General features: G+C 71.5%; 13 protein-coding genes. 6 read left to right on the plus strand and 7 right to left on the minus strand.

Annotated features, from left to right (window positions below; genetic code table 11):
• Window positions 1–55: 55 nt before the first annotated feature.
• From HH310_RS16300 to HH310_RS16310, 3 genes are all read left to right on the plus strand, one after another.
• Window positions 56–1,120: a DUF4037 domain-containing protein gene (locus HH310_RS16300; RefSeq protein ID WP_312034127.1), complete on the plus strand. Its 1,065-nt coding sequence runs from the start codon at window positions 56–58 to the stop codon at window positions 1,118–1,120.
• Between the two features lie 65 nt (window positions 1,121–1,185).
• Window positions 1,186–2,025: a helix-turn-helix domain-containing protein gene (locus HH310_RS16305; RefSeq protein ID WP_169176562.1), complete on the plus strand. Its 840-nt coding sequence runs from the start codon at window positions 1,186–1,188 to the stop codon at window positions 2,023–2,025.
• A gap of 66 nt (window positions 2,026–2,091) precedes the next feature.
• Window positions 2,092–2,673, plus strand: a complete 582-nt coding sequence (locus tag HH310_RS16310) for a dihydrofolate reductase family protein (RefSeq protein ID WP_169176402.1) — start codon at window positions 2,092–2,094, stop codon at window positions 2,671–2,673.
• Here the strand turns inward: HH310_RS16310 and mycP are convergent.
• The gene (gene mycP, locus HH310_RS16315; RefSeq protein ID WP_169176403.1) at window positions 2,670–3,863 is read right to left on the minus strand and encodes a type VII secretion-associated serine protease mycosin; all 1,194 of its coding nucleotides are present in this window, start codon (window positions 3,861–3,863) and stop codon (window positions 2,670–2,672) included. The two genes, HH310_RS16310 and mycP, sit on opposite strands and share 4 nt — an antisense overlap.
• 12 nt (window positions 3,864–3,875) lie before the next feature.
• Complete coding sequence (locus HH310_RS16320) at window positions 3,876–4,124, minus strand: hypothetical protein (protein ID WP_169176404.1); 249 nt, start codon at window positions 4,122–4,124, stop codon at window positions 3,876–3,878.
• A gap of 224 nt (window positions 4,125–4,348) precedes the next feature.
• On the opposite strand from HH310_RS16320, the gene HH310_RS16325 reads away from it, so the two are divergent.
• Window positions 4,349–4,867: a histidine phosphatase family protein gene (locus HH310_RS16325; protein ID WP_169176405.1), complete on the plus strand. Its 519-nt coding sequence runs from the start codon at window positions 4,349–4,351 to the stop codon at window positions 4,865–4,867.
• 48 nt (window positions 4,868–4,915) lie between these two features.
• Here the strand turns inward: HH310_RS16325 and HH310_RS16330 are convergent, their stop codons facing one another.
• Entirely contained in the window at window positions 4,916–5,929 is a 1,014-nt protein-coding gene (locus HH310_RS16330) for a phosphotransferase (RefSeq protein ID WP_169176406.1), read from the minus strand.
• 1,239 nt (window positions 5,930–7,168) lie between these two features.
• On the opposite strand from HH310_RS16330, the gene HH310_RS16335 reads away from it, so the two are divergent.
• Window positions 7,169–8,299: a serine/threonine protein kinase gene (locus HH310_RS16335; protein ID WP_169176407.1), complete on the plus strand. Its 1,131-nt coding sequence runs from the start codon at window positions 7,169–7,171 to the stop codon at window positions 8,297–8,299.
• A 112-nt stretch (window positions 8,300–8,411) separates the two neighbouring features.
• On the opposite strand, the gene HH310_RS16340 is transcribed toward HH310_RS16335, so the two are convergent.
• The gene (locus tag HH310_RS16340) at window positions 8,412–8,918 is read right to left on the minus strand and encodes an ATP/GTP-binding protein (protein WP_169176408.1); all 507 of its coding nucleotides are present in this window, start codon (window positions 8,916–8,918) and stop codon (window positions 8,412–8,414) included.
• A gap of 348 nt (window positions 8,919–9,266) precedes the next feature.
• Here HH310_RS16340 and HH310_RS16345 point away from each other — a divergent pair, with 348 nt between their 5' ends.
• Window positions 9,267–9,605: an RNA polymerase-binding protein RbpA gene (locus tag HH310_RS16345; protein ID WP_014689763.1), complete on the plus strand. Its 339-nt coding sequence runs from the start codon at window positions 9,267–9,269 to the stop codon at window positions 9,603–9,605.
• Window positions 9,606–9,668: 63 nt separating this feature from the next.
• Here HH310_RS16345 and HH310_RS16350 read toward each other — a convergent pair whose 3' ends face one another.
• The 3 genes from HH310_RS16350 to lnt are packed head-to-tail and all read right to left on the minus strand — an operon-like array spanning window position 9,669 to window position 12,628.
• Window positions 9,669–10,193 (minus strand): FxsA family protein, encoded by a 525-nt coding sequence (locus tag HH310_RS16350; protein WP_169176409.1) that lies wholly within the window; start codon window positions 10,191–10,193, stop codon window positions 9,669–9,671.
• Window positions 10,194–10,241: 48 nt separating this feature from the next.
• A complete protein-coding gene (locus HH310_RS16355) occupies window positions 10,242–11,030 on the minus strand; it encodes a polyprenol monophosphomannose synthase (RefSeq protein ID WP_169176410.1) in 789 nt (262 codons plus the stop codon).
• Window positions 11,027–12,628 carry an apolipoprotein N-acyltransferase gene (gene lnt, locus HH310_RS16360; RefSeq protein ID WP_169176411.1) on the minus strand — a complete coding sequence of 534 codons (1,602 nt, stop codon included), beginning with the start codon at window positions 12,626–12,628 and terminating at the stop codon, window positions 11,027–11,029. The genes HH310_RS16355 and lnt overlap by 4 nt, the downstream gene beginning before the upstream one ends.
• Window positions 12,629–13,013: the final 385 nt, after the last annotated feature.

The following is a 13,013-nucleotide window of genomic DNA, read 5'->3' on the forward strand; positions in this document are numbered from 1 at the left end:
GTATTCCATCAAAATCCGGTGTCGCCGCGGCCCGGGTGCTGCCATCCTGACCGGCGTGAAGGGTGTCGAGCTGTCGCGCCGGCTGTACTTCGACGCCGTACGGCCGCTGCTGGACCGGCCGCACACGGCCGCGCTGATCGGTCCCGGGTCGGAGGTTCTCGGGTTCGACACCGACCGGTCGACCGACCACGACTGGGGGCCGCGCCTGCAGCTGTTCCTCACCGCGGACGACCTGGCCACGCACGGTACGGCGATCCACGAGATGCTGGCCGACCGGCTGCCGCACCGCATCGCCGGCTATCCCATCAGCCTGGTCGCGGTCGGTGAGCACGGCACCCGGCACATGCGCGAGAGCACCGGCCGGGTCGAGCACGCCGTCGCGGTCGCCGAGCTCGGCGCCTGGCTCAACGGGCTGATCGGCGTCAACCCCCTCGAAGGCATGACCACGCGGGACTGGCTGGGCACCCCGGCGCAGCGGCTGGCCGAGGTCACCGGCGGCGCCGTCTTCCACGACGATCTGGGCGAGTTGTCGCGGGTGCGCAGAACGCTCGCCTGGTATCCCGACGACGTGTGGCGTCACGTGCTGGCCTGCCAATGGCAGCGCATCGGCCAGGAGGACGCGTTCGTGGGCCGCTGCGGCGAGACCGGCGACGAGCTGGGTTCGACGGTGGTGGCGGCCCGCGTCGTGCGGGACCTGATGCGGCTGTGCCTGCTGCTGCACCGCCGCTACCCGCCGTACAGCAAATGGCTCGGCACCGCGTTCGCCCGCCTGCCCGGCATCGGAGCCCTGCACGCGACACTGTCGGCGGTGCTGAGCGCCGGGCATTGGCAGGACCGTCAAAACCATTTGGTGTACGCCTACGAGACCGTCGCCGAGCTGCACAACCGCGGTGGCCTGACCGTCCCGCTGGACCCGCGTACGCGACCGTTTCACAACCGCCCGTTCCAGGTCCTGGAGGTGGGCCGTTTCGTGGCCGCGCTACGGGCGGGCATCACCGACCCGGCCGTGCGGGCGTTGCCGCTGACCGGCGCCGTCGACCAGTTCGCCGACAGCACCGACGTGCTGTCGCACGGCACCCGCCCGCACCTGCTCACCGCGGCACTGTACGAAGGGCCATGATGTCGGAGTGGCACGGTGGCGGCGTTACGAAAAGCCTGTGCGGCGGGCCGCGGATGACTCCTGAGATGGAGTACGTGTCCAGAGCGCCGCGGCCGCCGCTGCACGAGCTGATCGACGACCTCTACTACCTGCGGGGCGCGCCGCCGTACGCCCGGCTGACGCTGCCGCCCATGCCGGCGGCGCTGCTCATCGTCAACCTCGGGGCACCGTTTCGCATCCGCGCCGGCACCGACATCGGCACGGCCGAGTACGCCGACGGCTGCGTGATCACCACACCCAGCCGCGCGTTCGAGTTCAGCTACCCGGCGCGAACCCGGTCGGTCGGCGCGCACCTCAAACCGTGGGGGCTGGCGCCGCTGCTGCCGATGCCCGCGGCCGAGCTGTGCGACCGGCCGCTGACGTTGGAGCAGGTCTGGGGCCGGCCCGCCGTCGCCGCACTGCGCGACCGGCTGGCCACCGCCCGCGGACCGCAGCAGATGCTGACGCTGCTGGAAGACGAGCTGACGCGGCGGCTACGCGAGACCGCCGGCCTGGGACTGGTCCGCCACCTGGGCGGCGTCATCGCGGGAACCGGCGGGACGATGCCGATCCGCGACCTCAGCGCGGCAGCCGGTGTCAGCAGCACCCATCTGGCACAACGGTTCAAGGAGATCATCGGCGTCACACCCAAGCGGCTGGCCCGCACCCACCGCTTCACCGCCACCGTGTTCGCGATCGACCCGGCCCGCCCGGTCGACTGGGGGGAACTCGCCGCCCGCGCCGGGTACTTCGACCAGGCCCACTTCGGCCACGAGTTCCGGGCGTTCACCGGGCTCACGCCGACCCGCTACGTCGAGGTCCGGCGGCGGTTCCTGCGCGAACACCCCGGCCACGCGATGGACGGATGGCCGCTGCCCGCCGATTGATTTCCTACAAGACCGGCAGCTCACGACACGCTAACTTGAGGGCACCCGTCAGCAGAGGAGAGGCCCGTGGGCACGGTGGTCATGTACAGCTCGGTGTCGGTGGACGGCTTCGTCGCCGACGACAACGACCAGCCCGGGCCGCTGTTCGACTGGCTGACCAACGGCACCGTCGCCTTGGACGAGAGCGGCGCGGTGAAGGTGTCACAGACCTCCTACGACTACACCCGCCCGTACTGGGACCAGATCGGCGTGACGGTCGTCGGCCGGCACGTCTTCGACATGACCGACGGCTGGGACGGCAAGCCCCCGGGCGGCATCGACCACGTGGTCGTCGTGACACACCGGCCGGCACCCGACGGCTGGGACCCCGCAGCGCCGTTTCACTTCGTCGACGGCGTCGAAGCGGCCATAACGAAGGCGCAGGAGCTTGCCGGGGACCGCCTGGTCGAGGTCGCCGCCGGTGACGTCGGCGGGCAGGCGCTGGCCGCGGGCCTGATCGACGAGGTACGCATGGACGTCGTCCCCGTCGTGTTCGGCTCCGGCAAACGCTACTTCGGGTCGGTCAACGCGCAGCACCTGCTCGACGACCCGGACGTGATCGCCGGCGACCGGGTGCTTCACCTGCGCTACCGGGTCCGCAAGCCCTAGCCGCCGGGCGGCTGCCAGCCCCGCCCGCGGCCCCGGCGCACGATCACCGCGACGGCCGCCAGCAGCAGCACCAGCCCGGTCGCGGCCGCCGCGAACACCAGCGCCCGGCTCTGCGCGTGCTCCCGCCGCTGAGCCAGCGCGATCGTCCCCGGATCCTGCGGGTTCATCCGCTGCGGCGCCGCCGCGGCCCGCGTCGCCGGGCCCAAGGTCTGGGTCAGCGCCCGATACGGGTTGAGCAGCCCGAACCCGTAGTCGTCGCTGCGCGCCCCGCCCGGCGCCGGATCCGTCGTCGCTTCCAGACGCTGCTCGACCTGCGCCGGGCTCAGCTCCGGAAAACGCTGCCGGATCAACGCCGCGGTCGCCGACACGAACGGCGCCGCGAAACTCGTACCCTGATCGACGCGCTGCCCACCGCCGCGCGCCGCCACCGTCACCCGGTCACCGATCGCGACGACGTCCACATAGTCGCCGTGCTGCGAATACGACGCCCGGCTCCCGTCCGCCGTCACCGCACCCACCCCGATCACCCCGGCGTACGCGGCCGGGTACGGCGTCGGGTTGCCGTCCTGCTCGCCGCCCCGGTTACCGGCAGCGGCCACCACGACCACCCCCGCCGCGACCGCCCGCCGCACCGCCCGCTCCACCAGAGAGTTGTCGTCGGTCATCACCAGCGACAAGTTGATCACCTGGACGTCCGCGTCGACCGCGAAGTCGATCGCCGCCGCGAACTGCGCCGGCGTACCCCGGTCACCAACCGCCTTACCGTCGATCTCGGCCTGCTCACTGATCCGGATCGGCACGATCTCCGCCTCCGGCGCCAGCCCCTGAAAACCGGTCTCGCGGCTCGGGCGGGCGGCGATCAGACTGGCCACCGCCGTGCCGTGCCCGACGCAGTCCTGCCGGCCGTCCGGCTCCCCGTGCAGGAAATCCCGCCCCTGCCGCACCGCGTCACGCAGCTGCGGATGACCGGCGTCGACCCCGGAATCAATCACCGCGACCCGCACGCCCCGGCCGGTCGCGAACGCGGCGAGCCGGCCCGGCGCGTACACCTGATCCTCCAGGGGCGTGCCCCGGCTGACTGGCGACGCGACCGCCGGTGTCTGGCACACCTCGGCCGCCCGCGCCGGCACCGGCACAGCAAGCGCGACCAGGACGGCCGTGACGGTGACCGCGGCGCGTCGCCCACCCATCCCGGCCTCCCGTCACGTCGACTGCCATGGATGGTATCGAGGGGGTGCGACATCCCCGCCCGGCCGGCCGAACCGGTCCGGGTCCCCATCCGGCTCGCCGAACCCGCCCGGATCTCCGCCCGCCCGGCCGAACCTGTCCAGATCCTCGTCCGGCTCGCCGAACCTGTCCAGATCCTCGTCCGGCTCGCCGAACCCGTCCAGATCCTCGTCCGGCTCGCCGAACCCGTCCGAGTAGCGGGCGGTTGTGCCCGCGCACCGCACCCGGCTACGTTGTGGGCGTCGCCGGGACCCGTGCGGTCGCGCCACTGTGCATTCGCCTCGCGGCCCAGACCCTCACGTCGAGGCCCGCCGACGAGGACGCGTCATCCCGGATGGAGGTTCGCCATTCCCAGCGCCCAGGCGGCACCGCGCACCGACTCGCTCAGCACCCTAGGCCCCTCTTTCCGGGCGGCATCCCGCGCCGGGAACGCCGCCGCGGCCGCCGCGTGAACGGTCTGCGGCTGGTCGCCGCCGGACCCACCCGGTCGCTACGCCGCGCGTTGTTCGGCGGCGACGACCCGCTCGACGAGGCCGGCCGCAACACCGCCCGCACCATGCAGATCGCCGGCCCGTGGGTGTGCGCACCATCGCGCGCCGCCCAGCAGACCGTCCTCGAACTCGGCGGCACCAACGCCCTGCTCGAACCGGCACTGTCCGATCCGGACTACGGCACCTGGACCGGCCGCACCCTGTCCGACGTCGACGCCACGACCTGGCTGACCGACCCGGACGCGGCCCCGCACGGCGGCGAGTCCCTGTCCGCGGTCCGCGCCCGCGCCGGCGCCTGGCTCGACCACCACACCGACACGACCTTGACGGCGGTCGCGCACACCACGATCGTGCGGGCCCTGCTCGCGTACGCCCTGAGAACGCCCCCCGACGGCATCTGGTCGCTGGAGGTGGCACCGCTATCGGTGTCGCACCTGACCTACCGCGCCGGCCGCTGGCACCTGTCCATCACCTGAGGCGCCTTCCTGCCCACCGCGCCCCCACGTAGAGGCCTCCGGCACCACCTAGAGCGCCTCCCGCGCCCACCGCGCCACCACCTCCAGCACCGGACGCCGGCCCGCGAGCATCCCCTCGATGCCCCGCTCGTCATACACCGGAGTCCGCGACCAGCCTGCCCCCGCGGCCATCACCATCCGCGGCGCCAGCCAGAAATACTTCGCCGCCCCCGTCGTCACGATCGCCCGCCGCACCAGCCGCGGATCCACCGCCCCGTCCAACCCCCGCGCATACGACTCCGCGACCGCACCCACCAAAGCGTCGAGCAGTCCGATATCGATCAGCCCGTCCAGGAACGAGTCGAGGGCCAGGTTCGCCGCGTCCTCGCCGATCGCGCCCGGCCCCACGAACGCCCAGTCGAGCAGCACCGGCCCGTCCGCGGCGAACACCAGGTTCATCGGCCACACGTCGTGGTGACACAGCGTACGGGGAAGCATGTCCACCGCCGCAAGAACGTCCAGCCGCCGCTCCCACAGCACGCGCAGCCCCGCCCGCAGCGCTGCCGGCCAGACCGCCGCCACCACCGGATGATCCCAGTCGAGATCGTCGTTGACCGGCTGGGCGAGGGTGTAGTCGCGCAGCGAGTCGCGGGCCAGCCACGGGTACGACGGCGGCCGGCCCAGCCAGTGCCGATGCGCGCCGCCGAGCCGGTACGCCACGTCCGCGATCGCGTCCACCCCGCCGTGGATGCCCTGCGTGCCGCGCACGTCCTCCAGCCACATCGCCACCGAATCCGCCCCGAGCGGCACCACCTCGTACAGCGCCGGCGCCCGCAACCCGGGAAGCGTGAGCCCCGCCGAGTACGCCAACGGCTCACGCCGCCAGTAGTTGAAATGCCCCGGATCGTCGCTGGCCGCCAGGTGCGCCGCCGCACCGTCACGCCGCCGGTTCACGATCTTCAGTACCGCCGTGCCGGTGTCGCGGTGCACCCGCCACACCCCGCCGGTGACCTCGTTGGCCGTGCTGTGCGTGAGCTCGTCGGCCCGCCACGACGGCTGCAGCAATCCGGCGGGAAGGGGCATCGCGGAAGCGTACCGGGAGATCTGTTTTTCCCGTCGACGCCCGTCACCGGAAACCAGAACAGGTTTGACGCCCCCGCCTCCGGCACCTCGGCGGCCAGCGCGTCCGGGCGCTCGACATCCGTCTCAGCACCCTGCGGTGCGGGTCCAGGCTCGCGGGTTGACCGTTCCCGCTGCGGTGCCGGGCCTGGACCTGCGTTGTAACCGCTCCCGAGCTAGCTGCGGCGGATCCCAAGTCCCGCCCGGGTCACGCCGCCGCAACCTGCAACCGACCGACATCGGCCGCCGAGACAACCAACGAGCCCGCACTTGTCTGCGGTGGCCGCCGCCAATCCTCGGCGTCGTACATGCCTTCGGTTGCCGCGAGCCTCGTCGCCGATCCCACTATGCGGCGATCCCCACCACATCGTGGACTTTCTCGAGACCTTGGAGACCTACGCCCATATGCGAGCCATAAATCTCCAAGGTCTACAAAACGCCAGGGAAAGCAGGCGAACAAAGGCCGCAAGAGGGGATGAAAGTACCTCCACAGTGGACACGGGTCTCACATAGTGGACTCGCAGCCACGATGTGGTCGCCAATCCCGCACAACGGACGCAGGTCCCACATCATGGGCTTCGAGTGGTCCCGCGCGTTCCCGGCCGACACTCGCGAGCTCGCCGTCCCCGGAGGGCGGCGAGCGCTGGTTGACCTGGCCGATTCGGGTGTCGCCGTGCGGCGTTACGCGGTTTGGCCAGGATGCGCGGGGCGATGCCGGCTTTGGCGGCGCACGTTCGGCCAGGCCGGTTCGGTGGTCGCCGTGCCGCATTACGACCACCGCCGACGTGGAGATCCATTTCGTTCTGGTCGCACCCAACGCCAAACGCACGATCGCAGACCCGCCGCACCGGCCTGCACCAACTCGAGCCCGGCTCAAAGGGTCGCGCCGACCAACCGCGACGACTTCAACCTCACCCTGACGACGCCAGCCCCGAGTCCACCTGGGGAGCCACCGCCGACAGACCCCAACCCAAATCAAAGCGGGGATGTCGTTGATTCCTTTTTGGTTTTGCTTTGGGTTTGTTCCGGTGACGTAACCCAGCGCACACCCCGTAAGTCGTCCTAGGATGCTAGGTCTTTGGGGTTTCGCCGACCCAGCGCTCGGACTGGTCTGCCAGCAGACGGGCGGCGAACTCGAGACCACAAATCGCGGCGGTGTGGTGGCGTGTCGTGCCAAACCGAGCGGCCTAGGCTCGGCAAACGATGAACGAGAACGACACCGACGAAGCCGTCGAAACCCGCCCCTGCGCCTACTGCGGACGTCCCGTCCCCCAACGGGCCGCGGCGGGCCGGCCCTTCCGCTACTGCCGGGACAACGACGGCGAATGCCAGCGCGCCTCCCGCAACGTCCGGATGCGCCACCGGGCCTCCCCCGGCCTCGCCGGTCAGGTCGCCCGCACCTGGGAGATCGTCGACCGCCTCGACCAGGCCGTCGAGACGCTCACCGAGTCGCTGCACTCCGAGCTCTCCCCGGCCGGCGTGGACCGGCGCGTGGCCGAGGTCCGCGCCGAGACCTCCGAGCAGGTCGCCGCCGCCCACACCGAACGCGACGACGCCCGCCGCGACGCCGACAAGGCCGAAGCCGCCGCCGCCGACGCGCACCGGCTGGCCGCCGCGGCGACCGCGGAACGCGACGAGGCCCGCCAGCACGCGTCCGAGTCGGAGCGCCGCGCCACCACTGCCACGCAGGCCGCCGCCGACGCCGAGACGGCCCGGGACGAGGCCCGCCGGGAGGCCACCGCCGCCGCGGCCCTGCGCGAGCGTGCCGAATCCGACCGGGACGCCGCCACCGGCCGGCTCACCGCGACCCGGGAGGAGCTCGCCACCGTCCGGGCCGAGCTGCAGGACGCCCGCCGCGAGCGCGATTCCACCGAACGAGACCTCGCCACCGCCCTCCGCGACGCCCAGACCACCGCCGAACGCGCCGACGAACTCCGCCAGGAACGCGACACGGCCCGCGAGCAGACCCGCCAAGCCGAGTCCGCCCAGCGCGCGTCCGCCGAGCAGCTGGAGACAACCACCAAAACCCTTGCCGACGTACGCCGGGACGCCGCCGTCACCGAGACCGGACTCCGCGAGCAGGCCACGGCGGCGCTGTCCGAACGGGACGCGCTGCGGCGTACGCAAGAGGATCTGGAAAGGGCAGTGGAACGCGCCGCCCAGGACCGCACCGACCTGGAACGCCGCCTCGCCACCGCGGTCGCCGACGCCGAGGCCGCCCAGTCCCGCGCCGCCCAGCTGTCCACTCAGGTCAGCGATCTGGCCTCAGCGCTGGCCTCCCTGGGCCCGTCCCGCCCGGCCGTCGCACCGCAGCAGCCGGCAGCCGGCCGTTGACCGCCGGACCGCAGAGTTGCTGATCACCCACATAGATCGAGTAGAGATCCATCGATCGCGCCAGCGATGGCCCGGAACAGGGGCGAGGAGAAGCAGGCTTACCCCTGCCGGCTTACGCCAGCCGCTCGATGATCTCCGCGGCCACCTTCTCCGGCTCCCGGGTCCCGTCGATCAGGCACGCGTCCTGCGCCGCCGCGAACGTCGCCAGCGCCTGCTCGACATGATCAAGCCGCCACTGCCGTGCCTCCGTGTCGACCTCGTCCGACAAGATCCGGGCCCGCAGCACCCCCGACGGCACCACCAGCACGAACTCCCGCACGCCGGCACCGGCCGCCCGCGACCCCTCGAAAATCTCCGCCCGATATCCCGCGTCGATCAGGCTCATCGGCACGACCCAGGTACGCGGATACGACCGGTCCAGCCCTGCGAGGGTCTCCACCACCAGGTGCCGCCACAGGGGTATGTCCTGGAAGTCCCCGGTCGGCGACGTCACGAACGCTCTCAGCAGATAACCGACGTACTCTGGGTCGAAAACCTTGGCGTCCGCGAGACCCGCGGCCAGCAGACCCGCCGTCGTGGTCTTCCCGGCGCCGAACGCTCCGTTGATCCACACGATCATGGCGGCGAGTCTGTCAACGCCGCGCAAGCCACCCGGTCGTGAAGTTTTACCGAACTGAGTTCATCAAGCGGGTCGGATCTGGCCTGACCTGCGCCGGAGAAATGGGCTGTAACCGGTCGGGTGACCGACATTGCACCACCCGCACATCTCCCATAAGGGCGTAAAATGGACCAAGGTCCACTTCGGCGGGGGTCGGCAGTCCCGAGTATGGGCCGCGTCCGGTTACGCTCGTAGCGTTAACACCGCCGTCACAACGGTGGTCCGGAGCATTGGCGACCGCGGAATCCCGCGGCCGCCCCTTTCGTTACACCAACGAGAGCAGCACCACGAGCGAGGGGAAAGCCGATCATGGGCGAACGCATGCTGCGCGGCAGCCGTCTTGGCGCAGTCAGCTACGAGTCCGACCGCAACACCGAGCTGGCGCCCCGGCAGACCCGCGAGTACCTGTGCGTGAAGGGTCACCAGTTCGAGGTGCCGTTCGCCGTCGATGCCGAGGTGCCCACCACCTGGGAATGCAAATTCGACGGCAGCGTCGCCCGTCTGGTGGACGGAAGCGAGCCGGAGCAGAAGAAGGCGAAGCCGCCGCGCACCCACTGGGACATGCTTCTCGAGCGGCGTTCCATCGCCGAGCTGGAGGACATTCTCAACGAGCGGCTCCAGGAGGTGCGTACGCGCCGGGGCCGATAAAGGGGTACCACGAGATACGAAAAGGCCGTCCCGGAGCCGGGACGGCCTTTCGTTGTGCCCGGATCAGCGCATGACCTCGCCCTCGATGACCTCGCCCTCGATCGCCGCCGCGGGCGACGCGGGTGCCGGGGTGGGTTCGGCGTCGACCACGACCGGGTCGCCGCGCCGGACCCGCACGCGACGCGGGCCGAACAGGTCGCCGGCCACCGCGGCGTCGACGTGCCGCTCGGTGTAGCGCTCGGCGGCACGCCGGGCGAGCTGCCGGCCCGGGGGCAGCAGCAGCACGAGCCCGGCAACCGCCGAGATGTAGCCCGGGATGGCCAGCAGCAGCGAGCCGAACAGGCCGACCAGCGAGTTGGTCACCTGCCGGCCGGGCGGGCGGCCCTCGGCGGCGGCCGCCTGGAAGCGGCGCCACCCCCGGATGCCCTCACGGCGCAGCAGGATCATGCCGGCCACGCTGGCGGCGACCAGCAACAGAATCGCCCAGGCGCCGCCGAGCAGGTGCACGGCCGTCACGAAGACGGCGATCTCGGCGAGCGCGAGCAGGAACAAGCCCAAAGGAAGTAGTGCCAGGCCACGACCGCGCATCAGGTCCTCCGCTTCACGCGAAACGCGAACCACCCAAGCATGACACGGTCACGGCCAGGTCTGCCCTCGGCGGGGCTTGCGCCCGAGCATGCCCATCAGGTTGCTGCCCCGCGACTGCATGCCCCAGACAGTGACCCTGAGCAGCTGTTCCTTGAAGATGTTGCCGCTCATCTTGCTGACGCCGTGTTCGCGCTCGGTGAACGTGATGGGCACCTCGGCGATGCGGAAACCGGACTTGTACGTACGCCAGGCCAGCTCGACCTGGAACGAATAGCCGGTCGAGGCGACCGTCTCCACGTTGATCTCGTCGAGGACCGGCATCCGGTACGCACGGTACCCGCCGGTGGCGTCGCGGAACGGCATGCCCAGCGCCATCCGGATGTAGATGTTGCCGCCGCGCGAGAGCAGCAGCCGGCGCATCGGCCAGTTGTGCACGCTGCCGCCGGAGATGTAGCGGGTGCCGAGCACCGCGTCGGTGTCGCGCAGCGCGTCGAGCAGCTTGGGCAGTTCCTCCGGGGCGTGCGAGCCGTCCGCGTCCATCTCGACGACCGCGTCGTAGCCCTTGTTCTTCGCCCAGGCGAACCCGGCCTTGTACGCGGCGCCGAGGCCTTCCTTGCCGGCCCGGTGCAGCACGAAGATGTGGTCGTCGGTGGTGCTGAGCTCGTCGGCGATGCCGCCGGTGCCGTCGGGCGAGTTGTCGTCGGCGACCAGGATGTCGACGGCCGGGACCGCCCGGCGCACCCGCTCGGTGATCGAACGGATGTTGTCCGCCTCGTTGTAGGTCGGGATGACCACGAGGACCCGTCCGACTCCCGGGTAGCCTTCGGTCTCGCTCACCGTGCCCCTGCCCTCTCGTCCTTTTCGTCGTCAAGGATCACGCGCCGGCGGCGGCGCAGCACCAGAGCACCGGCCAGGGCGGCGATCGTGAGCACCACTGCCGCTACCTCGGGCGCGGCGCCCAAGCGCGTCGCTAGCGTAGTCGGTCCGCCCAGACGCATCGCACGCACCATCACGGATGCCACGTTGAAACCGCTCTCACCGTGGATGCGGCCGCTGGTATCGATGTACCCGGAGACGCCGACGGTGGAAACCATGAGGGCGTCGCGGCCGTGCTCGACGGCCCGTAGTTGCACCATCGCCATCTGCTGGCGGGCCTCGGCGTCGGTGAAGGTGGCGTTGTTGGTCTGCACGGCGAGGACCTGGGCGCCGCCGGTCACCGTGTCCCGCACGATCCCGTCGTACGCCACCTCGAAGCAGATGACGTCGCCCAGGGTCAGCGGCCCGGTCTTGATGACACCGGGATGGTCCCCGGCGAGCATGTTCTGGACCAGGTCGACCTTGTCGGTGACCAGCCGGGCGACCGAGCGCAGCGGCATGTACTCGGCGAACGGCACCGGGTGCCGCTTGACGTAGGTCTGCGACGTGTCCGGCCCGGTGCCCGGATTCCAGAGGATGCCGGCGTTCTTGATGTCGCCGGGGGTGTCGGTCTGCAGGACCGCGCCGACCAGGATGGGCGCGCCGATCCGGTCGGCGGCCTCGGTGATCTCCTGCGCCGCGTCCGGGTTGCGCAGCGGGTCGATGTCGCTGGAGTTCTCCGGCCACACCACCAGGTCGGGCTTGGTGGCGGTGCCGGCCGCGACCTCGTTGGCGAGTTTCAGGGTGGCGTCGACGTGGTTGTCGAGCACGGCGCGGCGCTGCGAGTTGAAGTCGAGCCCGAGGCGCGGCACGTTGCCCTGCACGATCGCGACCGTCTTGGTGGTGGAGCCGCCGTGGCTGACCGGCACCAGCAGCGGCCCGGCCAGCAACGCCGCGAGCAGCACCGCGAACCCTAACGCCGGGACGGAGAAGCGGCGGCGCCACAGCAGGGCGATCAGGGCGCCGCCGGCGGCGGCCACCACGAAGGTCACCAACGGCGCTCCCCCATACGCCGCGACGCGCAGCGCGGGGGCGTCGCCCTGGCTGAACGCGAGCCGCCCCCACGGGAATCCCCCGAACGGGGCACGGTCGCGCAGCGCCTCCTGGCTGGTCCAGAGCAGCCCGGTCAGCAGCGGCCACATCCAGGGCCGGCGGTCCACCATCGGGGACAGCCAGGCGGTGGCCATGGCGAGCAGCCCGAGGAACGCGCCCTCGGCCACCGACAGCAGGATCCAGGGGGCCCAGCCGGCACCGATCGTGGTCCAGCTGATCAGCGGCACGAACAGGACCAGGCCGGCCGCCCAGCCGAGCAGGAAAGCGGTGCGCAGACGACGGCGGTGCGCGGCCCCGGCCAGCAGCGCCACGCCGGCGGGCGCCAGCCACCACAGCCCGTACGGGGGAAAGGACAGCAGCAACGCCGCTCCGGACAGGATCGCCATCGGCAGCGCCCACCGGGCCCGGATCGGGCGGGGCGCGCCGGACGCCGTGACCAGCGGCGTAGCGGGGGGTTGCAGCGTCATTTCCACCCGCCGAAGGCTACCGGGCGACGCTGAGTGAGGGCAGAGGAGGCGCGGCCCGTCGGGGCCGCGCCTCGAGTTCTCCCTCGTCCCCTTCGCACGGGGGGTGGCACGGGCCGGACGTCGCGATCGCCTTCGGACCGACAGGGCACGGACTGGCTGCCCGCGTCGTGCCGTTGTCTACTGGCGCTGCTCGATCCCCCCGCCCCACCACGGTCGCGCCTCGTCCGCGCCGCCCCGCCGACCCCCACCCACTGGACCTGGCTGTACGCGCGACCCCTGCGAGGACTGCGGCCAGTGGGCGAGAGGACGAAGCGAACAGAGCCGCTGCCGTGCTCAGGATTCGAAGACGGTAAGTCCTGCCCCCGCCCGCCTGTCAACCGCCTGA

The organism is Actinoplanes sp. TBRC 11911, from assembly GCF_012933445.1.
Lineage (GTDB): Bacteria > Actinomycetota > Actinomycetes > Mycobacteriales > Micromonosporaceae > Actinoplanes.

Bases quoted from the DNA above. Each gene is read 5' to 3' on its own strand.
- HH310_RS16345 (WP_014689763.1), top strand. From the start codon at position 9,267: ATGGGCGAACGCATGCTGCGCGGCAGCCGTCTTGGCGCAGTCAGCTAC.
- mycP (WP_169176403.1), bottom strand. From the start codon at position 3,863: ATGGGTGGGCGACGCGCCGCGGTCACCGTCACGGCCGTCCTGGTCGCG.
- lnt (WP_169176411.1), bottom strand. From the start codon at position 12,628: ATGACGCTGCAACCCCCCGCTACGCCGCTGGTCACGGCGTCCGGCGCG.
- HH310_RS16335 (WP_169176407.1), top strand. From the start codon at position 7,169: ATGAACGAGAACGACACCGACGAAGCCGTCGAAACCCGCCCCTGCGCC.
- HH310_RS16330 (WP_169176406.1), bottom strand. From the start codon at position 5,929: ATGCCCCTTCCCGCCGGATTGCTGCAGCCGTCGTGGCGGGCCGACGAG.
- HH310_RS16305 (WP_169176562.1), top strand. From the start codon at position 1,186: ATGGAGTACGTGTCCAGAGCGCCGCGGCCGCCGCTGCACGAGCTGATC.
- HH310_RS16340 (WP_169176408.1), bottom strand. From the start codon at position 8,918: ATGATCGTGTGGATCAACGGAGCGTTCGGCGCCGGGAAGACCACGACG.
- HH310_RS16350 (WP_169176409.1), bottom strand. From the start codon at position 10,193: ATGCGCGGTCGTGGCCTGGCACTACTTCCTTTGGGCTTGTTCCTGCTC.